Origin of the sequence: Vagococcus humatus, assembly GCF_003950325.1 — a bacterium.
GTDB lineage: Bacteria > Bacillota > Bacilli > Lactobacillales > Vagococcaceae > Vagococcus_C > Vagococcus_C humatus.
In genome coordinates, this window is record NZ_PXZH01000002.1 from 31,805 (window position 1) to 57,884 (window position 26,080).

Genomic DNA, 26,080 nt, shown 5'->3' on the forward strand with positions numbered 1-26,080 from the left:
ATGTTTAATGAAGAGTTGATTCTATTGAATTCATCAGTTAAGACGCAAGATGAGTTATTTCAGCAAGTTTCTGAATACTTATTAAAAAAAGGTTATGTCAATGAAGACTACGAAATAAATATTAAAAAAAGAGAGGCAACATTTCCAACAGGGATTAATACAGCGGTGTGTGGAGTGGCTTTGCCTCATACAGACAGTGAATATATTGAAAAACCAGGTATATGTTTTGTTCGGACACAAAATGATGTTTTATTTAAAGAAATGGTGTCTAATGAACCTGTTCAGGCTAAATTGTTTTTCTTTTTATTGGTAAAAGAAAAACATCAACAAGTAGATGTTTTAAGTAGTTTAATGGGCAAATTATCTGATGAAACATTTTTGAACACATTACTTATTTTAGATAAAAATGACAGCGTATTACAGTTGTTGAAGACGGAGGTTATGTAAATGTCTGTATTAAATTATTTGGTAGATTTAGGACCTCAAGTGATGATGCCAATTATTTTTACTATTTTTGGATTATTGGTAGGTCTAAAATTTGGGAAAGCTTTAAAATCAGGTTTAATGGTTGGGATTGGATTTATTGGATTAAATGCTATTATTGGGTTATTAACAGATAATCTTGGTCCAGCTGCTGAACAGATGGTTAAAAATTCAGGCTTAAATTTAACAGTAATTGACGTAGGATGGCCTGCAGCCAGTGCGATTGCCTTTGGATCAGCTGTTGGAGTTTTAATGATTCCAGTAGGTTTATTGGTAAATGTAGTGATGCTTTTGACTAAAACAACTAAAACAGTCAATGTAGATATTTGGAATTATTGGCACTTTGCTTTTACTGGCTCATTGGTGTATATGTTGACGAATGATTTGCTAGTTAGCTTACTAATGGCTGCTTTTAATATGATTATTATTATGGTAATTGGAGATAGAACAGCTCCTTACGTAGAAAAAGAACTTGGCTTACCTGGAATATCCATTCCTCATGCCTTTACTGGTTCTTTTGCTCCCATTGCTTTTATTGTTAACTGGATATTAGATAGAATTCCTGGAGTTAACAAAATTAAGTTAGATTATACAAAATTCCAAAAAAAAGTAGGAGTATTTGGAGATCCTGCTATTTTAGGAACTATTATTGGGGCCCTTTTAGGAATTGTTGCTCGTTATGATATTAAAGGAGTTTTAAATCTAGCTGTAGTGACTGCAGCAGTTTTAGTTTTAATCCCTAAAATGGCAGCAATTTTAATGGAAGGCCTTATGCCAGTTAGTGAAGCTGTACAAGCAAAATTACAAGAAAAATTTAAAGGCAATTCCAAATTACTAATCGGGTTAGATTCTGCTATTGGTGTGGGAAGTCCAGTAACTTTAACTATTTCGTTATTGATGATTCCTATTACTATTTTATTAGCCTTTATTATTCCTGGAAATGAGTTTTTACCTATTGCTAGTTTATCAGGTTTAACATTTATGTTTGTTTTAATCACACCAATCTGTCGAAATGACTTTTTTAGAACTTTGATTGTAGGAATTGTGACTTGTGCTCTAGCATTAGTCATTGGCACAAATATTGCACCAATTTTTACTCAAGCAGCAGCTAATGCTAAATTTTCTATCCCTGCAGGCTCTAGTTTGATTTCTAGTATTGATTACGGAGGATCTTGGTTACCTTATGTGATTGTTAAATTAGCTGAGCATAAATGGTTAGGTGTTTTAATTACTGGTGCTGTGTCTTTAGCATTAATGATTTGGAACAGAACACTGATTTTGAAAGAGAATTTAGAATAAAAAAAGAGACTTAAGGCTCTCAGAATGAAGACAAACTAGCTATTCAATTAGAATAGTTAGTTTTTTTTACATTTGCCTATTTTTTTGATAAAAATAGAGCCCTCCTGGTCTCTTAATTTAAGCATTTTGGTTAATTTTTTAATATTAAGACATGCGAAAGTAAGCCCAATTTTCATGTGCATTTTTTCTTTACCTATCAAATTAGTATAGCGTAAACCACGAACTTCTTTAGTCGTTCCAAATAATCGTTTAATTGTTTGCAATTATTATAGATTGCTTTCATTTCAAGGGACTGGTGGATACCCTCACATCGCTCCATGTCATTTTTCCATAAATGTCGTTGAATTAACTTTCTTTTTAAGGTTTTTTTAATTGCTTTTCTCTATCTATTTCAATTTCTTTTTGAAGTGATGTTACGTAAAAAAGTGTTTCTTCCGTTACTTCTTTACTTTCATATTTTTTATTATGAGCATGCGCTTTGATGTGAGTACCGTCAATAAATACTTCTGAGATATTGACTAAATTTAGCCTCAATAGATTGTGTCAAAATACCATAAAAAAGTTGCTTAAAAATGTCTGTCTCTTTAAAACTTCAAGAGTAATCTTTACCGAAGGTTGAAAAATGAGGAACCAAGTCTTGAATGTTTAAACCTAAAAACTATCGATAAGCCATATTCACTTCGACATCTTTAATCGTTTGTCTCATACTTTTAATACCATATAAATATTGAATCAAAGGAAGCTTAATAAGCATAATCGGATCTAAACTAGGTCGACCATTTGATATCGTATTTATCCTCAACAAGTTGGTAAATAAAATTAAAATCTACATATGTATCAATATCTCTTAAAAGATGTTCCTTTGGAACTAAATCCTCTAAGGAATAAAAACCAATTTGATCCCGTTGCCTCATATTTTGCTTTTTCAGCATAAAAAATCACTTCTTTTTTCTATTTTACCAAGAAAAAAAGACAAAGTATCGAAATTATTCAATGCTTTATCTACAATCTAAGAGCCTTAAGTCTCTTTTTTTTATAAGGATATAGCGACTTACCATTGACAATTATGATTAGCTAACTTATAATTTATTTAACTGGTACTAACCAGTTCGATTAACTAGTTGATCGGGGATGAGTATTAGTGTTGAATAAAGAGAAAGCGGTTCCTTTGTATAATCAACTCATTCAACAATTGATGGATGAAATAAAAAATAACATGAAAGCTGGAGATAAACTACCCTCAGAAAGAGAGATTTGTCAAGCTTATCAAGTAAGTCGAACCACAGTTCGGTTAGCCCTTAATGAGTTAGAAGAATTAGGTTATATCTATAAGCATCATGGAAAAGGAACCTTTGTATCTAATTTGTGGCAACAGATGAACGATTTAAGCAATGAGTATAGCTTTACAGAACACATGAAAGGCTTAGGTAAAGTTCCTCGAACAGAAGTTTTAGAGTTTTCTATTACTTATCCTAATCCTGTAGTAGCTAAAGGTCTTCAAGTTAATGAAGAGGATGAAGTTTATAAGCTAGTGAGACTAAGGATTGCAGATGACTTACCTATGATGTATGAAATTAGCTACATTCCTTGCAAGATATTTAAAGGTCTAACTCTTGAAATGATTCAAGAAAAACCACTTTATAATATTTTTGCTCAAGATTATCAAAAAGATATTAAATATGCAGATGAGGAATTTTCAGCATCTCTTGTGAAAGAAAAAGAAGCAAAATATTTAGCAGTGAACGTAGGGGATCCATGTCTTAGGATTGAACGACAAACGTATTGCCAGGATAACTATATTATTGAATTCACGTTAAGTGTAGCTAGAAGCGATCAATTTGTTTATCGAATTAGACATGCAAGAAAATAAATGAGTGTAGGACACTCATTTTTTTAAAAGAGCGTTCACTTATATGGAGTATTTTATTAAAAAATAAATGAGGTGGAATAATGTTAGGAATGATGATTACAGGACACGGTGAGTTTTCTGTTGGTATGAAACAAGCATTAGAAATGATTGCAGGTGAGCAAGTCTTTTGTGAAGCAGTGCCATTTTTTGAAGATATGGAATTGGAAGCGTTTAACTTAAAAATATTTGAGACAATTAAGCAATTAAAAGAACAAACAGATGGGGTTTTAGTTTTCAGTGATTTAAAAGGGGGGACTCCTTTTAACGTAAGCATGCTAGCTATTTCTGAAATAGCTGATACAGCTATGTTAACAGGTGTTAATTTACCGACACTAATTGAAGGAAGTATGCTTAGGTTAACTGAGACAGATCCAGTAGCATTAGCAAAAATATTGATGAATACAGGGAGAGAGGGATTAGAGCAAGTAGATTTTCCAGTGAAACGAGAAGAAACGGAGCAAGAGATAGGAGGGATCTAAATGTGGGAGAACATTCTAGCTTCCTCAATTGTTATGATCGGATTTATTGTTATTATTGTGCTTATTTATGGGATTATGAGTTTTAATAATATCAAAAAGCAAAAAAAATATTATGAAGAGTTACAAACCGGATTGAAAAAAGGACAGTTGGTTTTTTTGTCAAATGGCATTTATGGGAAAATTCATAAGATAAATAAAGAAACCATAGACGTGGAAATACAACCAACAGTGATTATGACAGTATCAAGAAGTTTAGTATCCAAAATTGTTGAGGGAAATTAAAAATAAAGGAGATTTTTACTATGCCAAATATTATGTTAACTAGAATTGATAATCGTTTAATCCATGGACAAGTAGCAACACAATGGAATTCTTCAATAGGAGCAAATTTAATCTTAGTAGCTAATAATAAAGTAGCTAATGATAAAATGCGTCAAGGTTTAATGGATATGGCAGCGCCAAATGGAGTAGCGACTAGATACTTTACTTTGGAAAAAACGATTAACATCATTGAAAAGGCTGCAGATAGACAAAAAATCTTTATTATCTGTGAAACACCTGAAGATGTTTTGACCTTAGTTGAAGGCGGTGTTCCAATTGATAAGGTAAATATTGGAAATATGCACATGTCAGAAGGTAAAAGACAAGTAGCAACAAGTGTAGCAGTAGATGATGCAGATGTAGAAGCATTTAAAAAACTACAAGAAAAAGGGGTGGAATTAGAAATCCGCAGAGTACCAAGTATGGCGGCAGAAGATGTTTCGAAACTGTTTCATTAAAAATAGTAGGAATATGAGGTAGTTGAAAGGAGTGTTAAAGAAATGGGCTACAGTGTTTTACAAATTTTATTAGTTTTTCTGATTACTTTCATTGCAGCTATTGACCAATTTAGTTTTTTAGAGTCATTATACCAACCAATTGTAACTGGAACAGTTGTTGGATTAGTGTTGGGGGATGTTCAGACTGGTTTAATTGTTGGGGGGACTTACCAACTAATGACCATTGGGAATATGCCAGTAGGAGGGGCTCAGCCGCCTAACGCAGTTATTGGCGGGATCATGGCAGCTGTTTTAGCTATTTCATTAAATATGGATGCTAAAGTTGCTGTGGCTACAGCTATTCCATTTGCTTTACTAGGACAATACGGTGTGACGTTACTATTTAGTTTAATGTCACCTGTCATGACAGTTGCTGACCGTTATGCATCCGAAGCTAATCCTAGAGGGATAGATAAAATTAATTACTTATCTATGATTCTTATGGGAACTATATTTGGACTTATTGTAACACTTTTCTTTATAGGCGGAGCTTCATTTGGTAACCAAGTTGTTGCAGCCATTCCTAAACAATTAATGGATGGTTTAGGTGCAGCAGGTGGAATGATGCGCTATGTAGGGTTTGGTATTTTGCTGAAAGTAATGGTATCTAGAGAACTTTGGGGCTTTTACTTTGCAGGTTTTGCTTTAGCTAATATTGTAGCAGGGATTGCTTCTTTAAGTGGTTCTGCTTTGTTATTATTAGCATTTATTGGTTTTGCTTTAGCATTTTGGGATTATCAAATTCAAACACGGTTAAAAGTAGCATCAGAGGCTGCTAGCTATGGAGGTGAAGAAGATGGCATATAGTATTCCGGACTCTTATCAAGATACAACACCTGCTGAACAACTAGATAAAAAGACTTTAAATCGAATGGTTTGGCGTTCTTTATTCTTACAAGCTTCATTTAACTATGAAAGAATGCAAGCTGGTGGTTGGTTATATAGTATTCTACCAGGGCTTGAGAAAATTCATAAAAATAATAAAGATGACTTGGCTGCATCTATGTCACATAACTTAGAATTCTTTAATACTCACCCATTCTTGGTGACATTTGTAATGGGGATTGTTTTATCTCTTGAACAAAACAAAGCAGATATTCCTACTATTCGTGCCGTGAGAGTAGCTGCTATGGGACCTTTAGGTGGTATTGGAGATGCGCTATTCTGGTTTACCTTAGTTCCTATTACAGCAGGGATTACCTCGAATATGGCAATTAATGGTAATATCGCGGCTCCGTTGATCTTCCTATTAATTTTTAACGTGGCACAATTTGCTTTACGTTTCTTCTTAATGAATTGGTCCTACAAAATGGGGACAGAAGCTATTGGTGTTTTAACAGCCAATGCGAAAGAGTTTACTCGTGCTGCAAGTATTTTAGGTATCTTTGTAGTAGGTTCATTAACTAGTTTATACGGCGCAACTTCTTTAAATGTTCAGATTCCAAATGGTCAAACTAACGAACCAATCGAAGTGGTTTCGACTATTAAAAATGCTGAAGTGAAAGATTTTAAAGATAAACTATATGTAGATGGTAAAATGGACGGTGAATTAATCGAAGGTGCTAATGTATTAGATTTGAAAAATGGGTATTCTCAAATTACTTATCATCAAGATCATATGGTACCTGTAACCATTAACTTACAAGAAATATTAGATGGTATTTTACCACAATTAATTCCACTAGCCTTTACATTACTTCTTTATTTCTTACTATCTAAAAAAGGTTGGACACCGCTTAAGTGTATTGGCCTATTATTAATTATTGGTATTATTGGTGGCTATTTTGGTATTTGGGCTGTCTAATAGTGATTAACGTTAAAAAGATGACAAAATTAATTTTGTCATCTTTTTTTTGGATTAAAAGCGTATTAATTGTCAGATTAGGAAATATGCTTTAAAATTAAATATGAAAAGGTATTCATATTAGAAGGAAGTGATTAGATGAAGAATCAAGCAGAACCTAAACAACCTGTGGCAAAACAGGAGCATAATCACGGGAGTGTACCAGTTGTTTTGTTTTTTGTGGGCTTATTTTTATTTATTGTCGGTTTGTTTTTAAGAGGGTTTGACAAGGCACAAATGTTTGTTTACATTGGGGCAATGGTTTTATCTGGTTATCACATTGTGATTGAGGGAGTTGAAGATACCCTTCGTCTAACTAGGAAAGAAAAACATTTTCATCCAAATGTTCATATTTTAATGTCTTTAGCGGCCATTGGTGCAGCAGTTATTGGAGATTATCAAGAAGGGGCATTACTTATTTTAATTTTTGCTGGAGCTCACTTTTTAGAGCATTATGTGGAGAGTAAAAGTAAAAAAGAAATTACCAATCTAATGAAAATGAATCCAACAGAAGCTAGACTTATTTTAGAAACTGGGGAAACTGAAATTGTTCCTGTTCAGTCTTTAAAAATAGGGGATCATTTAAGAGTGTTAAATGGCGATCAAATTCCAACAGACGGGATTATCTTATCTGGTTATAGCAGTATTGATGAATCAGCTATTACTGGAGAAAGTATACCTGTTGAAAAAACAGTGGGCAGTGAAGTGTTTGGTAGTACGATTAACGGAGATGGGACCCTTACTGTTAAAGTAACCAAAGATAGTCAGGATACTTTGTTTGCTAAAATTATTGAATTAGTTAATGAATCTCAGGAAAATATGTCTGTCACAGCTACTAAAATTCAACGACTAGAACCTCGCTATGTTAACACTATTTTAGTGTTAGTTCCTATTTTTATTTTATTAGGCCCAGTTATATTTCAGTGGAGTTGGGAAGAAAGTTTTTACCGAGGAATGGTGTTTCTAACGGTTGCTTCTCCTTGTGCTCTAGCAGCCAGTGCAGTTCCAGCTACTTTGTCAGCTATCTCTAATTTAGCTAAAAAAGGAGTGCTGTTTAAAGGTGGCTCTTATCTGACTAATTTAGCCGAAATTAAAGGAATGGCTTTTGATAAGACTGGTACATTAACTAGAGGAAAACCGGTTGTAACAGATTTTTATTTTGAAGGAGATACAGATAAGCAGCAACATTTTATGGATGTGATTGTTGCTATGGAACAAACGGCTAATCATCCGCTAGCCAAAGCAATTCTAGCTAAATTTAAAGCAAAAGAGCAATTAGATTTAGAAGTAGAAAACCAAATTGGAAAAGGGTTAGTTGCCAGTCATTTAGAGGAGTCTTACCGAATTGGTAAACCCTCTACATTTGGTAAAGTATCTGAGGAGATAGAAGAGAAAAATAAACAATATGCTAAAGCAGGCAAAACCGTGGTCTATTTTGGGATAAATGAAAAAGTTTATGGATTAATTGCCATGATGGATATTCCAAATGATGATGCAAGGGATGTTATTAATTATTTTAAAAACCAAGGAATTCATACGACGATGATCACTGGAGATTCTGAAGTAACTGGTCAAGCAATTGGGCAAGAATTAGGAATGGATGAAGTAATTGGTAATGTTTTACCAGAAAATAAAGCAGCAATCATCCAAGATCAGCAAACTCGTTATGGTCTAGTAGCGATGGTTGGAGATGGGGTTAATGACGCTCCCGCTTTAGTGAAAGCAGATATTGGGATTGCTATGGGGCAAGGAACAGATATTGCCATGGATGTAGCTGATGCGGTTTTAATGAAAAATAAGTTGAAAAAGTTAAGTTATGCCCATAAAGTATCTAATAAGCTTAATCGGGTTGTTCGTCAAAACATTATGTTTGCCATGGTGGTTATTCTCATTTTAATTGTTTTAAATATTATGGGAAAGATGAGCTTACCATTAGGGATTATTGCTCATGAGGGTAGTACGATTTTAGTCTTGTTAAATGGGTTACGTTTACTTCAGCCAATCAAAGATAGCTAAGGGAGAAGAAGAGAGATAACATTATCTCTCTTCTTTTTTCACAAGTATATTTGTTATTCGATTTGTTCTTTTATGGTATGATAGTTATGAAAGGGTTGGTGAAAATAAATGGAAAAGAAAAAAAGAAACGGTAAAATTATCATTATTGGTAATGGAGCAGTAGGTTCAAGTTATGCTTTTAGTTTAGTCACCCAAAATATTGGACGTGAAGTCGGTATTATTGATATTTATAAAGAAAAAGCCCAAGGAGATGCCTTAGATTTATCTCATGCATTAGCCTTTACTTCTCCTAAAGAAATTTATGCGTGTGATTATGATCAGTGTAGTGATGCTGAAATTGTAGTCATTACAGCAGGTGCAGCACAAAAACCTGGTGAAACTCGGTTAGATTTAGTTAAGAAAAATTTAGCTATTTTTAAAGATATAGTTGAAAAAGTAATGGCTAGTGGTTTTAATGGTATTTTTTTAGTAGCCACTAATCCAGTGGATATTTTAACTTATGCGACTTGGAAATTTTCAGGACTTCCTCATCAACAAATTATAGGAACAGGAACTTCTTTAGATAGTGCTCGGTTCCGTCAAGCGATTGCTGAGTTAGTGAATGTTGATGCCAGAAACGTTCACGGTTATATTTTAGGGGAACATGGAGATAGTGAATTCGCCGTTTGGTCTCATGCTAATATTGGTGGACTTCAAATTTATGAATGGGTTAAGGATAATCCTGAAATAGATGAAGAAGCCTTAGTTAATGTGTTTTTCCAAGTAAGAGATGCTGCTTATGATATTATTCAGAAAAAAGGAGCTACTTATTACGGGATTGCAGTGACAATGGCTAGAATTACCAAAGCCATTTTAAACGATGAAAATGCTATTTTGCCTTTGTCAACTTATTTAGACGGAGAGTATGGCTTAACTGATATTTTTATAGGAGCACCTTGTGTCATTGGTAGAGATGGGATTAACCATGTGATTGAGATTCCTTTATCTGATTCTGAAAAAGAAAAAATGCAAGCTTCAGCAGAAACCTTGCATCAAGTCATTGTAGATTCTATTGAATAAAGACAAATAAATTGACTTTACTTACAAATTGTTATAAACTTCAAATAATTACACGGGAGAGGAAGAGTAAGCAATGAAGACAGTTATACAATCATCTATCGCTTTTATTAATACTGTCTGTTGTATGGTATGCTGCGTAAATACCATACCTATTTGCTATACTTAGATATCCTCTTAGACTGTATAATAAAGCGATTGAAGCGACAGAGATAAAACAACCGTTATGTACAAAGAGCTGATATTTAGTCAGCTCTTTTTTGTTTTATCCAAACGATGGAGGCGATAATGATTAAACAATTAAAGTTAGGCATTTTGAATTTAATGTCAAATAAGTTAGAAAGTATCGATCACTTTAATCAGGTGTTCAAAGAAACTGGTATGCCAATAAAGATTACTTATTTCTATCCTAAAGGACATTATCTTGGTAGAGAAATACCTACAGAAGTTAAGGAAAATATGGAGCCTTTAGAATTAGAAAAGCTACAAGCTTTAGATGGGTTTATTATTTCAGGCTCTCCCATTGAACGACATGATTTTGAAGAAGTGACTTATATTCAAGAAGTGAGAGATTTATTGAGTTATTTAGACGAATTTGTCCCTAATCAGTTATATATTTGTTGGGGAGGAATGGTGGCATTAAATTATTTTTATGGGATAGAGAAACAGATTTTACCAAGGAAATTATTTGGTGTCTATAAGCAAACTATTTCTCAATCTAGTAAATTACTGCAAGGATTAACACCTGGCTTTTTAGCTGATCACGCTAGATATGCAGAGATGAATCTTAATCAAATTCAAGCTAATGATAAGTTACAGGTAGTTGCAACAACTGAAGAGAACCACTTGTTTTTAGTGGAAGCTAAACATAAGAAACAAGCCTTTCTTTTTTCTCATTTAGAATATGACAAAGATGGACTGTTAAAAGAATATGTAAGAGAAAGTGAGGCTCATCCTGAGATTACTTATCAAAAACCTGAGAATTACTTTGAAGATACAGAGACATTAACAGGGACTCAGTATAAATGGCAACAAACGCGTCAAGTCTTTTTTAGTAATTGGATGAAACAAGTAGCCGAAAATAAAAATGTACGGAGGAATTATCATGAAAAAAATCGCAAAGTCAGTTGAAGAATTAATTGGAGGAACTCCACTTGTTAAGTTAAATAAAGTTGTGCCAGAAGAAGCAGCAGATGTTTATGTTAAATTAGAATTTTTCAATCCTGGTAGTTCGATTAAAGATCGAATTGCTTTAGCAATGGTTGAAGAAGCAGAAAAAACAGGTAAGTTACAACCTGGTGGTACTATTGTTGAACCGACTTCAGGCAATACAGGAATTGGCTTAGCTTTAGTGGCTGCAGCTAAAGGTTATCGGTTAATCATTACTATGCCAGAAACGATGAGTGTAGAACGCCGAAAATTAATGAAAGGTTACGGCGCAGAACTAATTTTGACTCCCGGTGCAGATGGAATGCCTGGAGCAATCAAAAAAGCAGAAGAATTAGCGCATGAACATGGCTATTTTTTACCGATGCAATTTAAAAATCAAGCCAACCCTGAAGTTCATGAAAGAACAACAGGGGTTGAAATAATTGAAGCGTTTGACGGACAAACACCCGACGCGTTTATTGCAGGAGTTGGAACAGGTGGAACTCTAACAGGGGTAGCTAAGACACTTCGTAAAGTTAATCCCGATGTGAAAATTTATGCACTAGAAGCAGCAGAATCACCTGTTTTAAAAGAAGGAAAAGGTGGCAAACATAAAATTCAAGGAATAAGTGCTGGTTTTGTACCAGATACGTTAGATACTAGTATTTACGATGAGATTGTAGAAGTACCAGGAGATGAAGCAATTAACATGGCTAGATTAGTTGCCCGTCAAGAAGGCTTTTTACCAGGCATTTCAGCAGGAGCTAATATTTACGGAGCAATTGAAGTAGCTAAAAAATTAGGGAAAGGTCATACAGTTGTGACAGTTGCACCAGATAATGGGGAAAGATATTTATCCACTGAATTATTTGATGAATAAATTGGTATGCCTTAACTAGTTGATGATAATAAAAAAGTTTCTCTCAAAATCTGAGAGAAACTTTTTTTGTTGCTGAATTTGTTAATTAGTAGAACTGGCAGGACTCATTGTCTGTCTAGCTTTAGACTGACTAATCTCTTTTTCAAATGGTTTAACATTTAAACATCTCATTGCATTTAAAACAGCAATAACTGTTACACCTACGTCAGCAAACACTGCACCACCCATTGAAGCAATGCCTAGAGCACCTAAAATTAGGAATAAAACTTTGATAACAATCGCGAACACAATATTTTCTTTGACGATTTTCAATGTTTTACGGGACAAATGAATGGCAGTGGAAATCCGCGAAGGTTCGTCTGTCATAATAACAATATCAGCTGCTTCAATGGCAGCATCAGAACCTAAACCTCCCATAGCAATTCCAATGTCTGCTCTAGCTAAAACAGGAGCATCATTGATACCATCTCCTACAAAGGCTAGTTTATGGCCAGCTTTTTCTTCTTTTAATAATGTTTCCAGTTGGGTTACTTTATCTCCTGGGAGTAACTGTGTATAAACTTTAGGAATACCTAAAGAGCTAGCCACTGCTTCACCAGTTTCTTTGGTATCTCCTGTTAACATAACCGTGTTGATACGATGCTGATGTTGTAAATCATAAATGGCTTGTTTAGCATCTACTTTGAGCTGATCTGCAATAACAATATAACCTGCATAGCTTTGATTAATAGCTACATGAACAAGGGTGCCTATTTCTTCAGGCACTAGGTAATCAATTTGTTCTTGCTTCATAAGTTTTTCATTGCCGACTAACATAGACTTGCCAAATACTTTACCTTTTAGCCCGTAGCCAGCTAATTCTTCTAAATCGGTCACTTGATTTTTATCGATATCTTTTCCGTAAGCTTGTTTTAAAGAAGCTCCGATAGGGTGAGTAGAGAAGCTTTCCATGTAAGCTGTTAGCTTAAGTAGTTCTTCTTTACTTAAATTGACTGGCTGAATATGTTGTACTTCAAAGGTTCCCTTAGTTAAGGTACCAGTCTTATCAAAAACAATCGTGTCAGTTTGTGCTAATGCTTCTAAATAGTTGCTGCCTTTAATCAAAATACCTAATTTAGAGGCTCCTCCAATCCCGCCAAAGAAACTAAGTGGTACGGAGATAACTAGAGCACAGGGACAAGAGATAACTAGAAAGGTTAACGCTCGGTGAACCCATTCGCTAAAGTTTCCGCCTGTAAGGATAGGTGGAATAAGAGCCAAAGCTAAGGCTAGGAACACAACCGTTGGTGTATAGTAACGAGCAAATTTAGTAATGAAATTTTCAGAAGCAGCCTTTTTACTGCTAGCATTTTCTACTAAATCTAAAATTTTGTTTACTGTAGAGTCACCAAATTCTTCTGTTACTTTTAATTCTAAAACACCGCTTGTATTAATACAGCCGCTTAAAACGGCATCTTCAATGGTTACTCGCCGAGGAACAGACTCTCCTGTTAGAGCAGAAGTATCTAGTAAACCACTTCCTTTAGTAACCACACCATCTACTGGCACCCGTTCTCCTGGTTTAACTAAAATAGTATCGCCAATTTCCACTTCATCAGGGTCTACTTGTTCAAAAGTTTCCCCTATTTTTAAGTGAGCGTAGTCTGGGCGAATGTCCATTAATTGACTAATGGATTTTCTGGATTGGTTGACAGCGTAACTTTGAAAAAGTTCGCCTATTTGGAAGAACAGCATAACAGCTACCCCTTCAATATAGTCTCCCACAAAAAAAGCGCCAATGGTTGCTACTACCATTAAGAAATTTTCGTCAAAAACTTGTCCATGAATAATATTTTTGACAGCTTTTTTTACAATGTCTCCACCAATGATCCCGTAAATAACTAGATAGATAGCTAATTGTAAATAAGAACGATCTGGAATAGGAAGAAATCCGTTAATTATAAGTAAACTAGCACTGATTAAGATTTTTGCGAATATTTTTTTATTTCGGTTCATTTGACTCACCTAAGCCTTAACCATGTCGACATCAGGTTCTAATTGCTTAACGGTTTTTTCAGTCTCTTTAAGAATCTCAGGCATGTTTTCTCTATCCGCTCTAATACTTAATTTGGTTGTCATAAAATTAACTGAAGCTTCGTCTACTCCTTCGATTTTTTTGACAGCATTTTCAATTTTCATTGCGCAATTAGCACAATCCAAGCCTTCTAATCTAAACGTTTTTTTCATGAAAAACCCTCCTAAATAATAATATGAATGTATGAACATTTTTTCATACTTAACTCTAATTGCATTATATATGAATATGCGTTCATGTGTCAATGGTTAAAAAAGCGCTTTTATTGTTTGTGTATAGTAAAAAACACATGAAGATTACTGGTAGGTAATAGCCATGTGTTTTTATAGCATAAAAATAACTAGAAATTTTTATAAATTATTTTAGGAATCTGGTTTTTAGAAATTGGTTCCCAATGAGTTATTCCTTTTTTAGGAGCATATAACACTTTTAAGTAGGTATCTGGTGTAAATGATTGAGCTTGTTTAACAGTCAAGTTAGCTTTAATTGGTTGATTATCTTCTCCGTATAAACGAAGTTGATAAGTGACGGTTTTATGTTTAGTCTCTGTTTGTTTAGTCTGGTTATTAATTTTAGTATAGTAACTAGCTGAAACATAGTTATGTTGATACCAAGTTAACATAAAAGCAATGGCTAGCATTAGGATGACTAATGTTCCCATTTTTTTAATACTTAAATCGAGCTGAAAGTCCATAAGATTAATCCTCCTTATTTTGCATTATAGAGGAAATAGCAGTAGGAAACTAGTCCTCTTGCATAAAAAAATGAAGAACTAATCCTTGGTGTTAATCTGACCAACTGTTTCTCGTTGAATAAGCCCATAAGTCTGAATAATGACAGGTTGCTGGCGAGTAGTTGGAGTAGTTAGTTGAGAGACGAGCTGCTTAACGCTAGCAGTTGCAAGGTCATGGATTTGGATATCCACGCTGGTCAAAAAAGGATGGGTTAAGGTAGCTAAAAAAGAATTATTAAAACTGATGAGAGAAAAATCTGCTGGGATTTCATAACCTATTTGGCTTAAAGCCTGAATAGTTTTTAAAGCTAAACCTTCATCCATGACAATAGCTCCAGTTATGCCTTCTCTTTGAATCCATGGGATAAATTCTTGCCAATCTTGTTTCTCTTGAAGTATCTTGGGAGAAAAAACAGGTAAGTTAGCTTGTTTTAAAGCAGATTGATAGCCTATATATCGGTCAATAAAGACTTGATCTTCTTGGCGGTCTGTTAAAAATAAAATTTTTTGATGATGATGCTCTATTAAATGATTTGTGCTACAGCGACCTAATAACTGATTATCGTTGTCTACATAAGAGAGGCCATCCCTTTGAGAACAAGGTTTACCAATCAAGGTGACTGGGATAGTTTCTTTCATCAAATAATGAAGAATTGGATCGTTTTTAATAGAGTAAGTTAAAATAAAACCATCTACTTGTTTTTGAGCATACATTTGTTTGACATGGTTAAGTAGTTCTTCATTATCTTTGCCAGTAATAATAACCGTAGCTAGCTGCAAGTCGACAGCAGCTTGGTTAATGCTATAAATAAGTTCTAAGTAAAATGGGTTTCCTACTTGTTCTTTAGTAAGAAAAGGAGGAAGAATAATTCCAAGAGCATTAGCAGATTGAGTGCCTAGATTTCTAGCAGAAATATTAGGCACATATCCCATGTCCTTCATTATGTTTCTAACTTTCTCTTTAGTAGCAATGGAAATACTAGGATGATCGTTAATAACACGGGAAACAGTGGAAGTCGCCACCCCTGCTTTTTTAGCCACATCTTTTACAGTAATAGTCATAGTTCAAACACTTTCTTTCTAAAGTATCATAAGTCTAAGGTTGAAAATTGATAGATAGTTTTTCTAGTATAACGAGTATTAGGTAAAGCTTCAATTGTTCCCCAATGCGGAAAATGAAGGATGTCAGGTAGATGTTGGGGTTCGATAGCTAAACCTAATTGACTACACATTTTTTGTCCTGTAACAGTGATAGGACTGTTAAAACCTGTTGTCGAAAATAAAACAAAACTAGGTTGATCGGTAAAAATTTCTAACTTTCGACCAGAGAGTGGTTCAGATAAGATAAGGTTAGGCTCATTTTTAGTAAGAGTTTTTAAAATAAAAGGATCATCTAAGCCTTGGGGAATTATTTGAAATAAGTCGGACAGTCTAACTTCTTTTAAGAGAAGGGGGATAATCTTGGAAGAAGTTAAGAGTTTTCCTGTTGGTAGCTTATCTTTATCTAATTCTAACAAGCCTTTGGTTTTCACAGTTAAAAAGTGTTCCTGAATCTTTCTTTTTCCATTTCCAGATAGGTTAAAATAAGTGTGACTAGTTGGATTAATCCAAGTTTGTTTTTCAGCCCAGTAGTCCATCTCCATAATAAGTTGATTTTTTTCTAGGGTATAGTGGACAGTTACATGAATAGGTCCAGGATAGCCAGAAAGAGTGTCAATTAAAGAAAAACTAACACGAGAAAAATCTTTTCCTTCAGCAGTAGTAACTGACCAAAATTGAAAGGACCAACCATTAGAGCCACCATGAATATGATGTTTCTTTTCGTTTTTTTCTAAAGAATAGTTGTGGCACTCTCCCTCTCTGATACGTCCTGCCACAGGTCCTACAACTGCACCAAAAAAACTAGTATCTGTTAACAGCTGTTCTTCTTTATCTAAGGTTAATAAAATATTTTCGTGTTTAAAATGAGCATCTGGAGCCCAAAGTTCATACATTCTAGCTCCGTAATTGACAAAAGTAGCAGTTAAGTAATCGTTGCTTAAAGTAATTTTTTTTAAAAGAGGGTGGTTACCAGACTCAATTTTTATTCCCATGTGACGTCTCCCAAGAGTTTACTAAAAAGTTAAAGGTCAGTTGAGTTGTATTGGGAACAAGAGATAAATCTTTTCCTAATTCTTCTGGAGTCCCTACTCCTATAGGATAAGCACCACTTGCTTTAATTCCTTGAATGCCGGCTTTGGCGTCTTCAATCCCAATACATTGGTCAATCGGAACCTTTATTTTTTCCGCAGCTAAAAGAAAAATATCTGGAGCTGGTTTGCCGTTTTTAATTTCTGCCGGATTAGCAATGGCATCAAAATAAGGAAGTAGCCCTAATTTTTTTAAAAGAACTGGGCCATTTTTACTGGCAGAAGCTAAAGAAATAGCGATATTTTGAGCTTTTAAATCAGATAGTAAAGCTAAAATTCCTGGATAAACATCTTTTGGTGAGACTTTTTGGATCATTTCAACATATAAGTCATTTTTCTGCTTAGCTAGTTGAGCAAATTCTTCTTTTGAAAATTGATCAAGTTGGTTACCATGTTTTAAAATTAAGGTGAGAGAATCTTCTCGACTAACTCCTTTTAATTGTTCATTAAAGTCACGGTCAATGTGGATACCAAGATGATTGGCTAATTCTTTCCAAGCTAAATAATGGTATTCTGCTGTATCTGTTAAAACTCCATCTAAATCAAAAAGTACTCCTTTAAACATAAAATTCATCCTTTCAAATGGCTGTTGTGGTTTAAATATGAAGGTCTTGTAAGTAACTCTATCATAAGCGCAACCGGTTGCGCTAGTCAATCTTTTTCTTATGAGCTAAAGGTTGAATTAAGACATAATAAGCTATTTAATTTTATTTGTTTGATAACATACTTAACTATCTATATAATGAATATAAAAAGGTATGATTATATATGGGAAAATATGAGGATTCTTTTCTAGAAAAAAGCATAACAAGAAATATAAAAAGAAACGTAAATCCAAAGTAAAGAAAAAAAGATGACAACTAAGTTGCCATCTTTTTTTTATTATTTCGTAGGAAGATGAAGAGAGCTTTCATTTAAGTTAATGGAGTAGCTAAGGTCTTGATTCCCTCTAATTGTCATACTAAAGTCCGTGCTATAAATAACTAAACCGAGTTGTCTTCCTTTTGGTAAATGATAAAGGGTAGGCTGTAAAGCAAACTCTACTTCCACCCATTGATTAGCTTGTAAGTCATCATTTTTCCAAGGGTTTTCTCTATTTTGAAGATTAATATGACCGACAGAAATTAATTTAAAGTCTGTTTCTTTATCTAATTTAAATTCTTTCAAATCATCTTCTCGCCATTGATAACCTAGTGGCATTGCTTTTAGTCCTAAGGTATCAGCTTCTGGTTTTAAGCGTTTAGCAGTTCCAAAATCAACTAAACGAACACTTAGCATTCCTATATCTTGGTTAGAGGCTACTTTTAATTTCACAGTAGGTTCCCCAGAAAGAATTAATTCTTCTTTTAATGGAGTAGATTTCATCAAATAGCGATGTCCATCTAGAGGGCTACCTTCTGTGCATAAATCTTTCTCCCATTGAGTGAAGTTCTTTGTATAACTATCAAAGAGTACCGGATCCAATTGATCGCTAAAGGTGACTACTTCAGAGGTTTCTTCAGCAACCAGTTGTCCTTTATGACAGTTGAAAGTGACTGTTTCTTTTCCAGTCCAATCTGGACGAGTTAACCAGTTTTCAGGTTGGGTATTATCTTGATAGATTACATCAGGCAGTAATTCTTTAGCATGATTATCTAAATCGTATAATTTATGACTAAGCCATAAATTCATCATGTCGTTAAAGTCAAGAGAAGGCATGTTGTTAATATAGATATGTTGTCCTTGGTGTAGAATTATTTTTTTAGCAACAGGGACTTCTTTTAACGCTTCCCATAGTTGATAAACATGACGTGGTTTAACGTTCCAATCATTTAAGCCATGAACCATTACAACGTCAATTTTAATATCTTTGACATGTGGTAGATAATTTCGTTCGTCCCAAAAAGTATTGTAGTTTCCAGTTTCACGGTCTTGAAGACGTGTCAGCTCTTTTTGAGAAGCGTTGAAGAAATCTTTGATACGTAAGTAGTCACCAGGAGTGTGCATACGGCTAAAGGTTAATTCAGCTAATACATCTGCATCTTCACCAGGAAAACCTCCAGGTGCAACGACTAATCCGTTATCTCGGTAGTATTGATACCAATCAGAGATAGCAGCTTCTGAAATAATCGTTTCTAGACCTGCTACACCAGTTGTAGCAGCTGCAGTGGCTAATGTGCCTAAATAAGAACGGCCAGTCATAGCTACTTTATGATTACTCCACCAAGCTTTAATTTCGATATTATCTGTTCGGTTAGTAAAGGCCCGGCGATTGCCAGCTAACCATTCGATAACAGCAGTCATAGATTCTGTTTGTTCTACAGAGCCACAAGTTTGAATACCATCAGAGTCTTTAGAACCAATTCCTGCAGAATAAACAGCCGCAAAACCTCTAGGTAGAAAATAATCATTAAAGGTGTAGGATTGTTCTCTCATAAATGTTTCACTAGCTTCAGTTGTTTCACCTTGAACTAGTCGTTCGTTAGGTAATTGTTTGTCTGTTGGAGTGAATTGAATAGTTTCATAAGTCACATCATTCGGTTCTTTTCGGGTTAAAGGTTGATTAGGATTGTGCATCATTTTATCGCTAGCTTCAGGATTAATGCCTTGGCAATAAGGGCTAGCTGTGAAAAGACTTGGAACTTTAAGACCTGTTTCCGTTTCTTTTGGTCGCAAAATTTCTACTTTAATCAAATCTCTTTTTCCGTCTTGGTCTGTATCTAGAGAAGATTCTACATAAACCACTTCCCGGATAATTTCATTTGTATCAAAAACAGCTTGAGCTTTTCCGTTAAAGAATAAAGGGAGCGGCCATTTTTTATGAGAATAATATCCTCGGCTAGCTAATGAATCAATAAATGTTAGCGCTTTTTTATTGTGGGTATTTAATAACATATACCAAGCTTTGATTAAGTCTTCTGTCTTATCAAAAGAAGCGTCTAATACAGGTATGCCAATCTTTTTAGCATCAGCTAAACAAGTGTCACTATTAAAATCAATAGTTAATTGGAACTCTAGTAATTGTAGTCCGACTAGATAGAATACTTCTTGTGAAAGAGGAAGATTCTCTTGTTTAAATTGGTATAAATCAGTTGTAGAATTAGCTAAAAGATTACGATACTTGCTAGCTAAACCACCTTCACTCGTTACTTCTGGAAAACTTTTCTCTAATAAATAAAACCATAGTGCAGTTACATCCTTTGGCGCTTGCTCATCTAAAAAACCAATCTTAGTTAATTCATCTACTGCTGTTTGAAAGCTTTCTTCTTTAAAACCAAATTGATTCAATTTCATCCACATCTGCCTCCTTAAGTTATCTTTATTATACCAACAAGTCAGTAATTTCAAACAATTAAATGTTAAGTTGTTTAATAATTAGCTTATTTTTATTATGAAAACATAACATTTGATGATAACGCTTAAAAAAGAAGCTAACAGTGCTATAATAGAAAAGAGTCAGTAGATAAATATTTATCAGAAAAGGTGGGGCTAACACGTGCTAACAATTGAGAATGATCAGTTAACTGTTGTAATTAATCCAAAAGGGGCGGAATTAACTCATGTTTATCACCGTCAAGAAAACTTTGATTATATTTGGAATGGAAGTGAATGGGCAAAGCATGCACCTGTTTTATTTCCAGCTATTGGACGGTCAATGGATGACCACTATTTAATAAAAGGGAAAGAATATCCTATGCCACAACATGGCTTTGTTTCTGGCTATGAATTTGAGGTCTTGTCACATGAGAGTGATCGTTTGGTGTTATCTTTAAAAGATAATCAAGAAACTTACAAAATGTATCCGTTTCATTTTGAATTGCAAATAGAATTTGCTTTAAAAGAGTGTCAACTAGAACAAAATTTTTCTGTTATCAATTTAGATAATGAAGCGTTATCCTTTTCTATAGGATCTCATCCGGCTTTTAATGTACCTATAGATGAAACCGGTGAGTTTTCAGATTATTATTTGAGTTTTTTAACAAATCAGGGAGAAAAAGTAGAGCAGATTGATGTTTTTGATATTGTAAAAAAACCTCATCCTTACCGAACTGGTAATTTAACTCCTTTAGCTGAGCTGACATCTGGTAGATTAGCTTTGAACCATGCTTTATTTGATGAGGGTTTACTGATTTTAAAAGGAGAAATGAAACAGATCGAATTAGCTTCTGAAAAGACAAATCATAAAGTAAGACTAAATTTAGGTGATTTTCCTTATTTAACTCTTTGGACAAAAGAAGGGTTGAATTTACCTTACTTATGTTTAGAACCTTTTTATGGCTTGCCTGATATTTATGATCAACCGCAAGAGATCAGTCAAAAAGAAGGAAATGCTATAGTAGCTCCAGGCGAAACCGGTGTTTATCAGTATCAACTTTATTTTGATTAATAAACTTAATAAGAGAAAATAAAAAGTCAAAAGGGCTAGCCCTTTTGACTTTTTTAAAAGATTTTTGCTAATTTTTTTGCTTCTTCTTGTGCATTGGCTAAAATAGTTGTTTCTTGATCAGGTGTATAGTCGATGCCTTCAATAAATAATTGATGGTGTTCAGGAATTCCCATAAAAGCAAAAGAGGCTTTCACATAAGAAGAACCAAAATCTTGTCCCTGGTAAATACCACCATTTGATTGAATGTGAAGTGATTTTTTAATGTCAGAAATACCCACAGGACCATTTTCTGTATACTTAAATGTTTTTCCAGTAACATAAATAGCGTCAAACCAATCTTTTACTCGGCTAGGAATAGTTAAGTTCCATAAAGGATTAGCTAAGATGATTTTGTCAGCTTTTAAAAATTGATTTAAAAGAGTCGTTGATTGGGCCATTATTTCTTGTTCTTTTTCAGATAATTCTTCTAAAGAAGTTCCTTGCATTAATTTTTTGCGAGCACCTAAAAAGACTTCTTCAATTTCAGGAATGTCTGTTTGGTAAAGATCTAACCATTCAATGGTATCTTCTGGATTGTTTTGTTGATAGTGGGTTAAAAAAGTGTCTAGTGTTTTTAATGTGCGAGAATTTTCTTTTGTTAAAGGATGTCCCTTAACTACGAGCACAGTTGTCATATGTTGTTCCTCCTTGAATAAATTACATCTGTAATAATAGCTTTTTATCTTACTAAAAGAAAGAAAAATGCTCACAAGAAGCGGAAGGATAAGGCGTATAAAAGGGGATGCTTGTTCCTTTTGTTGATTTAGATTAAAAAAATAAAAAAAGACTTGTTATCTAGAGAAGAAGTCTGTAAGATTAAGATTAAAAAAATCAAAAGGAGTCGATTACTTGGATACAGCTATCATTCATCAGTTTCCCAAAGTAGATCTTCACTGTCATTTAGATGGCTCTGTTAGCTTAGCTACTTTAGAAAAATTCGCAGAAAAAGAAGGTCAGGATCCTTCTCAAGTTATACAAGCGGTTGCCCCTGAAAAATGTGAAGATTTAGCCGAGTATTTAAAAAGTTTTGACTTTATTTTATCTCTCCTTCAAACGAAAGAGAATTTAACTGAAGCAGCTTATGATGTTGTAAGACAAGCTGCAGAAGACGGAGTTTGTTACATTGAGATTAGGTTTGCTCCGTTACTTCATCAGCAAAAAGGACTGACGGTACCTGAGATTATCTCTTCTGTTTGTGAAGGAATAGAAAAAGGTATGACTACTTATCAAGTAGAGAGTAATGTGTTAATTTGTGGGATGAGACATCACAGTCAAAAAGATAATCAACAACTATTTCAAGAAGTTAGTCAATTAAATCAAGCTAGGATTGTAGGGTTTGACTTTGCTGGAGATGAGAAACAAGTCTCCAATCAGAAAATTGCAGAGTCCATTCAGTTTGCTAATCAAACTGGTTATCAGCTGACTATTCATTCAGGAGAATGTGGGTGTTACCATAATGTGTTAGAAGGTATTCGCTTAGGGGCAACTAGAATCGGTCACGGAGTTGCTATTAGACAAGATAAAGCAGCTATGGCATTTTGCCGTGAAACCAAAACTTTATTAGAAATGTGTCCAACTAGTAACCTTCAAACCAATGCCATTTCTAGCTGGGAGGAATATCCTTTACGCTTATTTATGGAGGAAGGAATTTTATGTTGCATTAATACAGACAACCGAACTGTTTCTAATACTAATTTGACACAAGAGTATCAACTTTTAGCGACCCATTGTCAATTGACTTATGAAGAGATGAAACAACTAAATATTAACGGCATTACTGGCTCTTTTGCTGTAGACTCAGTGAAAGAAAAAGTTTTAGATAAGATTAATCGGCACATTTAGTGGCTTTAGACAGAAAGAAAACAGTCAGTCACAAGTTGACAGAAAACTAAGAGTATGTTAATTTTAGGAATATTATAAGAAGGTGCCAATATGTTTTATTCTGTCTACTTAAAATTTGTTAGAAAATTTGCTCTTAACAAGTGAAAGATGAAGCCGTGTTAAGAGCCTATAAATAGCTTGCTTCATCGAAACTTCCTACTAATTCTGGTGATGTTAAACAGAGAAAGTTAGGTTTATTCGGTGAACATTAGACTAAGTAAGGTGCTGTAAACAACTGCTTTTGTTTACAGCCTTTTTGTTTGGAAACAAGAAGGTGAGATAGTGGCCTTCTTGTTTTTTTATTTAGCAAAAGAAAGGAAAGAAAAAATGAGTGTTTTAACATTAACTGATATTTCCCATCAATTTGGGGATAAATTATTATATGAAGAATTAAATTTACAATTAAACCGAGGAGAACACGTGGGCTTAATTGGGCAAAACGGTGCAGGAAAAAGTACCTTAATCAAAATGATTACTGGAGAAGTGTTACCAGATGAAGGGAACGTTAGCTATCCTAAAAATTTACATATGGGCTATTTGGATCAATATGTAGAAGCTGACGGAGAGTTAACTATTTATGAATTTTTACAAACGGCTTTTCAGTCTGCTTTTGAAAAAGAAAAACGCATAGCAGATTTATATGAGGAGTATAGTCAAACATTAGAAGATCAACTCCTTGAAAAAGCTGGTAATTTGCAAACGGAATTAGATCAAAGTGGCTTTTATGAGATTGACACAGTTATCAATGAAATGAGTTCAGGATTAGGTCTAACTGTTCTAGGACTAGAGTCAAAAATTTCTACACTAAGTGGTGGTCAACGATCTAAAGTGATTTTAGCTAAGTTATTACTAGAAAAACCAGAAGTATTAATTTTAGATGAGCCAACTAACCATTTAGACGATGAACATGTTACTTGGTTAACGCAATTTTTACAGGAATTTGAGGGAACTTTTTTAGTTGTTTCTCATGACCGAGAATTTTTAAATCAGATTACCACTCATATTGCTGATATTGAATTTGGCCAATTAACAAAATATACTGGTAATTTAGTGCAAGCCTTGAAACAGAAAGAACAAAATAGAGAAGCATATTTGAAACAATATGATAATCAGAAAAAGAAAATTGAAAAAACAGAAGCCTACATTCGTAAATATAAAGCAGGTTCTCGTTCCACTATGGCTAAAAGTCGGCAAAAACAATTAGATAGAATGGAACGGTTAACTCCGCCTGAAACAACAGCTAAACCTATTTATGATTTCCCTTATGCTCCGATTGTGACGACTTTAGCAGTGAATACAACAGACTTAGTGATTGGGTATGAAAAAGCGTTACTACCACCTCTTAATCTGACTATTCGCTACGGAGAGAAAATTGCTATTAGAGGTTTTAATGGAATAGGAAAGTCTACTTTGTTAAAAACCTTATTAGAGATGATACCTGTGATTGACGGAGAGTTTCACTTTCCGCAAAATACTAAATGCAATTATTTCTCACAAGACTTAGTCTGGGCTAATCCCTATGAAACGCCTTTGCAATATTTAAGTGATAAGTTTCCTAAAGCGACGATTAAAGAATTGCGTCGCCATCTTTCAAAGGCAGGACTGCCTAATCAATTGGCCCAAGAACCCTTATCTTCCTTAAGTGGAGGAGAACAAACTAAGGTTAAGCTATGCCAAATGACTATGATTACAAGTAATTTTCTAATATTAGATGAACCCACTAACCATATTGATCAAGATACAAAAGAAAGTCTTCAAACAAGTTTAGCTAACTTTGAAGGAACGGTTATTATCGTTTCCCATGAGCAAGAATTTTATGAAGATTTAGTGGATAGAGTAGTGGATATTCGGCAATAAATAAACTGAAAGAGTTTAGAGATAACCAGTTCTCTAAACTCTTTTTTTATAGGATAATAGATAAGTGAAAGTAGAATCAATTATAATAAAAGACAATCAAGTTTCTAACCTAAGGAGTTGAACCAAGTGAATAGCTTAGACCATATTTTAAGTCTGTATCCCACATTTTCTTTAACGGAGAAAAAAATAGCGGATTATATCATAAAAGAAACAACTAGCATTCCAAACTTAACGATTGCAGAGTTAGCTAAAAAGAGCCAGGTTAGTGAGGCTTCTATTACTCGTTTTTGTAAAAAAATAGGTGTGGCAGGATTTCATGGTTTAAAAATTAATTTAGCTAAAGTAACAACAGAAGAAGTACCAAATAAAGAAGAAACAAAATTATCCCAACAATTAAACCGAATTAGAACAAACAAGTTAGAAGAAATCAATCAAACCCTTAATTACTTAGATGAGGAGCAGCTACAATTAGTGTTAACTCAATTTAAACAAGCTAAAAAAGTAATTTTTTTAGCTTATGGAAATACCATTCCAGTAGCAATGGACGCGGCCTACCGGTTTAATCAAATTGGTATTTTTTCTGTAGCCTATGATATATGGGATACAAGTTTATCGGCTTTGATGAATGCAACTAAGGAAGATTTAGTCGTAGTTATCTCTAATTCAGGAGAAACCAAAGAGATTATTAAAGCAGTGACTTGGTGTCAAAAACACCAAATTAAAGTGATTGCTATGACTAACAGTCCAACCTCTCCAGTGGCTTTGCTTGCAGATATTCATTTAATGACAGCAACAAGAGAACGAGTCTTTCAAAAAGATTATTATTTTTCTCGCATTTCAGCGATGTTGCTTATGGAAACAATCTTTTTATTGTTATCTTTTGAGGATTCTGACAGATTAGATAAAATCAGAAACCATGAAGAACTTATTTCAGATAGCAAAATATAAATCATCAAGATAGAAACGTTTGACTAAATTTAATTTCAATATTATAATTTATGTGAAATTA

22 protein-coding genes and 2 pseudogenes are annotated in these 26,080 nt (G+C 34.1%); 16 read left to right on the forward strand and 8 right to left on the reverse strand.

The features are described 5' to 3' along the window. Together C7P63_RS05220 and C7P63_RS05225 are read left to right on the forward strand one after the other, a co-directional pair. Complete coding sequence (locus C7P63_RS05220; RefSeq protein WP_125943114.1) at positions 1-447, forward strand: PTS sugar transporter subunit IIA; 447 nt, start codon at positions 1-3, stop codon at positions 445-447. Next, a complete protein-coding gene (locus tag C7P63_RS05225) occupies positions 448-1,782 on the forward strand; it encodes a PTS galactitol transporter subunit IIC (RefSeq protein WP_125943115.1) in 1,335 nt (444 codons plus the stop codon). Positions 1,783-1,868: 86 nt separating this feature from the next. Here the strand turns inward: C7P63_RS05225 and C7P63_RS05230 are convergent. Further along, positions 1,869-2,714, reverse strand: a pseudogene (locus C7P63_RS05230) (transposase); the annotation flags it as partial. A 209-nt stretch (positions 2,715-2,923) separates the two neighbouring features. Here C7P63_RS05230 and C7P63_RS05235 point away from each other — a divergent pair. The 10 genes from C7P63_RS05235 (at position 2,924) to cysK (ending at position 11,932) form a co-directional block, all read left to right on the forward strand. Further along, positions 2,924-3,652: a GntR family transcriptional regulator gene (locus C7P63_RS05235; protein WP_125943116.1), complete on the forward strand. Its 729-nt coding sequence runs from the start codon at positions 2,924-2,926 to the stop codon at positions 3,650-3,652. An 80-nt stretch (positions 3,653-3,732) separates the two neighbouring features. Further along, positions 3,733-4,170, forward strand: coding sequence for a PTS sugar transporter subunit IIA (locus tag C7P63_RS05240; protein WP_125943117.1), 438 nt, complete (start codon positions 3,733-3,735; stop codon positions 4,168-4,170). Further along, positions 4,171-4,452 carry a preprotein translocase subunit YajC gene (gene yajC / locus C7P63_RS05245; protein WP_125943118.1) on the forward strand — a complete coding sequence of 94 codons (282 nt, stop codon included), beginning with the start codon at positions 4,171-4,173 and terminating at the stop codon, positions 4,450-4,452. 20 nt (positions 4,453-4,472) lie between these two features. After that, positions 4,473-4,949, forward strand: a complete 477-nt coding sequence (agaV, locus tag C7P63_RS05250; RefSeq protein WP_125943119.1) for a PTS N-acetylgalactosamine transporter subunit IIB — start codon at positions 4,473-4,475, stop codon at positions 4,947-4,949. Between the two features lie 42 nt (positions 4,950-4,991). Further along, positions 4,992-5,795: a PTS mannose/fructose/sorbose/N-acetylgalactosamine transporter subunit IIC gene (locus C7P63_RS05255; RefSeq protein WP_125943120.1), complete on the forward strand. Its 804-nt coding sequence runs from the start codon at positions 4,992-4,994 to the stop codon at positions 5,793-5,795. Further along, the gene (locus C7P63_RS05260) at positions 5,785-6,792 is read left to right on the forward strand and encodes a PTS system mannose/fructose/sorbose family transporter subunit IID (RefSeq protein ID WP_125943121.1); all 1,008 of its coding nucleotides are present in this window, start codon (positions 5,785-5,787) and stop codon (positions 6,790-6,792) included. Before C7P63_RS05255 ends, C7P63_RS05260 begins: the two co-directional genes overlap by 11 nt. Before the next feature lie 138 nt (positions 6,793-6,930). After that, on the forward strand, positions 6,931-8,847 hold the full coding sequence (locus C7P63_RS05265) for a heavy metal translocating P-type ATPase (protein ID WP_125943122.1): 1,917 nt from the start codon (positions 6,931-6,933) through the stop codon (positions 8,845-8,847). A 108-nt stretch (positions 8,848-8,955) separates the two neighbouring features. Then, entirely contained in the window at positions 8,956-9,906 is a 951-nt protein-coding gene (locus C7P63_RS05270; RefSeq protein ID WP_125943123.1) for an L-lactate dehydrogenase, read from the forward strand. A 285-nt stretch (positions 9,907-10,191) separates the two neighbouring features. Beyond that, positions 10,192-11,034 (forward strand): homoserine O-acetyltransferase/O-succinyltransferase family protein, encoded by an 843-nt coding sequence (locus C7P63_RS05275; protein WP_165863782.1) that lies wholly within the window; start codon positions 10,192-10,194, stop codon positions 11,032-11,034. Then, a complete protein-coding gene (gene cysK, locus C7P63_RS05280; protein WP_125943125.1) occupies positions 11,009-11,932 on the forward strand; it encodes a cysteine synthase A in 924 nt (307 codons plus the stop codon). Before C7P63_RS05275 ends, cysK begins: the two co-directional genes overlap by 26 nt. Before the next feature lie 81 nt (positions 11,933-12,013). On the opposite strand, the pseudogene C7P63_RS05285 reads toward cysK, so the two are convergent. The 6 genes and pseudogenes from C7P63_RS05285 to C7P63_RS05310 form a co-directional block, all read right to left on the reverse strand. Then, positions 12,014-14,158: pseudogene (locus C7P63_RS05285) on the reverse strand (heavy metal translocating P-type ATPase). Positions 14,159-14,346: 188 nt separating this feature from the next. Continuing rightward, positions 14,347-14,700 carry a YxeA family protein gene (locus tag C7P63_RS05290; RefSeq protein ID WP_125943126.1) on the reverse strand — a complete coding sequence of 118 codons (354 nt, stop codon included), beginning with the start codon at positions 14,698-14,700 and terminating at the stop codon, positions 14,347-14,349. A 78-nt stretch (positions 14,701-14,778) separates the two neighbouring features. After that, a complete protein-coding gene (locus C7P63_RS05295; RefSeq protein WP_125943127.1) occupies positions 14,779-15,801 on the reverse strand; it encodes a LacI family DNA-binding transcriptional regulator in 1,023 nt (340 codons plus the stop codon). Between the two features lie 26 nt (positions 15,802-15,827). Next, positions 15,828-16,832 (reverse strand): aldose epimerase family protein, encoded by a 1,005-nt coding sequence (locus C7P63_RS05300; protein ID WP_125943128.1) that lies wholly within the window; start codon positions 16,830-16,832, stop codon positions 15,828-15,830. After that, positions 16,816-17,493: a beta-phosphoglucomutase gene (gene pgmB, locus C7P63_RS05305; RefSeq protein WP_125943129.1), complete on the reverse strand. Its 678-nt coding sequence runs from the start codon at positions 17,491-17,493 to the stop codon at positions 16,816-16,818. Before pgmB ends, C7P63_RS05300 begins: the two co-directional genes overlap by 17 nt. A 317-nt stretch (positions 17,494-17,810) precedes the next feature. Continuing rightward, the gene (locus tag C7P63_RS05310; protein ID WP_125943130.1) at positions 17,811-20,201 is read right to left on the reverse strand and encodes a Xaa-Pro dipeptidyl-peptidase; all 2,391 of its coding nucleotides are present in this window, start codon (positions 20,199-20,201) and stop codon (positions 17,811-17,813) included. Between the two features lie 202 nt (positions 20,202-20,403). Between C7P63_RS05310 and C7P63_RS05315 the strand changes: the two genes are divergently transcribed. Then, complete coding sequence (locus C7P63_RS05315) at positions 20,404-21,294, forward strand: aldose 1-epimerase family protein (protein ID WP_125943131.1); 891 nt, start codon at positions 20,404-20,406, stop codon at positions 21,292-21,294. Between the two features lie 53 nt (positions 21,295-21,347). Here C7P63_RS05315 and C7P63_RS05320 read toward each other — a convergent pair whose 3' ends face one another. After that, entirely contained in the window at positions 21,348-21,968 is a 621-nt protein-coding gene (locus C7P63_RS05320; protein ID WP_125943132.1) for an FMN-dependent NADH-azoreductase, read from the reverse strand. Between the two features lie 214 nt (positions 21,969-22,182). Between C7P63_RS05320 and add the strand changes: the two genes are divergently transcribed. From add to C7P63_RS05335, 3 genes are all read left to right on the forward strand, one after another. Next, entirely contained in the window at positions 22,183-23,175 is a 993-nt protein-coding gene (gene add / locus C7P63_RS05325; protein ID WP_125943133.1) for an adenosine deaminase, read from the forward strand. 366 nt (positions 23,176-23,541) lie between these two features. Beyond that, the gene (locus C7P63_RS05330) at positions 23,542-25,071 is read left to right on the forward strand and encodes an ABC-F family ATP-binding cassette domain-containing protein (RefSeq protein WP_125943134.1); all 1,530 of its coding nucleotides are present in this window, start codon (positions 23,542-23,544) and stop codon (positions 25,069-25,071) included. Positions 25,072-25,197: 126 nt separating this feature from the next. Beyond that, the gene (locus C7P63_RS05335; RefSeq protein ID WP_125943135.1) at positions 25,198-26,019 is read left to right on the forward strand and encodes a MurR/RpiR family transcriptional regulator; all 822 of its coding nucleotides are present in this window, start codon (positions 25,198-25,200) and stop codon (positions 26,017-26,019) included. Positions 26,020-26,080: the final 61 nt, after the last annotated feature.

What these genes read in the sequence shown, in the direction of transcription:
- C7P63_RS05220 (WP_125943114.1), top strand. Translation starts at nt 1, where the DNA reads ATGTTTAATGAAGAGTTGATTCTATTGAATTCATCAGTTAAGACGCAA.
- C7P63_RS05225 (WP_125943115.1), top strand. Translation starts at nt 448, where the DNA reads ATGTCTGTATTAAATTATTTGGTAGATTTAGGACCTCAAGTGATGATG.
- C7P63_RS05240 (WP_125943117.1), top strand. Translation starts at nt 3,733, where the DNA reads ATGTTAGGAATGATGATTACAGGACACGGTGAGTTTTCTGTTGGTATG.
- yajC (WP_125943118.1), top strand. Translation starts at nt 4,171, where the DNA reads ATGTGGGAGAACATTCTAGCTTCCTCAATTGTTATGATCGGATTTATT.
- agaV (WP_125943119.1), top strand. Translation starts at nt 4,473, where the DNA reads ATGCCAAATATTATGTTAACTAGAATTGATAATCGTTTAATCCATGGA.
- C7P63_RS05255 (WP_125943120.1), top strand. Translation starts at nt 4,992, where the DNA reads ATGGGCTACAGTGTTTTACAAATTTTATTAGTTTTTCTGATTACTTTC.
- C7P63_RS05260 (WP_125943121.1), top strand. Translation starts at nt 5,785, where the DNA reads ATGGCATATAGTATTCCGGACTCTTATCAAGATACAACACCTGCTGAA.
- C7P63_RS05265 (WP_125943122.1), top strand. Translation starts at nt 6,931, where the DNA reads ATGAAGAATCAAGCAGAACCTAAACAACCTGTGGCAAAACAGGAGCAT.
- C7P63_RS05270 (WP_125943123.1), top strand. Translation starts at nt 8,956, where the DNA reads ATGGAAAAGAAAAAAAGAAACGGTAAAATTATCATTATTGGTAATGGA.
- C7P63_RS05275 (WP_165863782.1), top strand. Translation starts at nt 10,192, where the DNA reads ATGATTAAACAATTAAAGTTAGGCATTTTGAATTTAATGTCAAATAAG.
- cysK (WP_125943125.1), top strand. Translation starts at nt 11,009, where the DNA reads ATGAAAAAAATCGCAAAGTCAGTTGAAGAATTAATTGGAGGAACTCCA.
- C7P63_RS05290 (WP_125943126.1), bottom strand. Translation starts at nt 14,700, where the DNA reads ATGGACTTTCAGCTCGATTTAAGTATTAAAAAAATGGGAACATTAGTC.
- C7P63_RS05295 (WP_125943127.1), bottom strand. Translation starts at nt 15,801, where the DNA reads ATGACTATTACTGTAAAAGATGTGGCTAAAAAAGCAGGGGTGGCGACT.
- C7P63_RS05300 (WP_125943128.1), bottom strand. Translation starts at nt 16,832, where the DNA reads ATGGGAATAAAAATTGAGTCTGGTAACCACCCTCTTTTAAAAAAAATT.
- pgmB (WP_125943129.1), bottom strand. Translation starts at nt 17,493, where the DNA reads ATGTTTAAAGGAGTACTTTTTGATTTAGATGGAGTTTTAACAGATACA.
- C7P63_RS05310 (WP_125943130.1), bottom strand. Translation starts at nt 20,201, where the DNA reads ATGAAATTGAATCAATTTGGTTTTAAAGAAGAAAGCTTTCAAACAGCA.
- C7P63_RS05320 (WP_125943132.1), bottom strand. Translation starts at nt 21,968, where the DNA reads ATGACAACTGTGCTCGTAGTTAAGGGACATCCTTTAACAAAAGAAAAT.
- C7P63_RS05330 (WP_125943134.1), top strand. Translation starts at nt 23,542, where the DNA reads ATGAGTGTTTTAACATTAACTGATATTTCCCATCAATTTGGGGATAAA.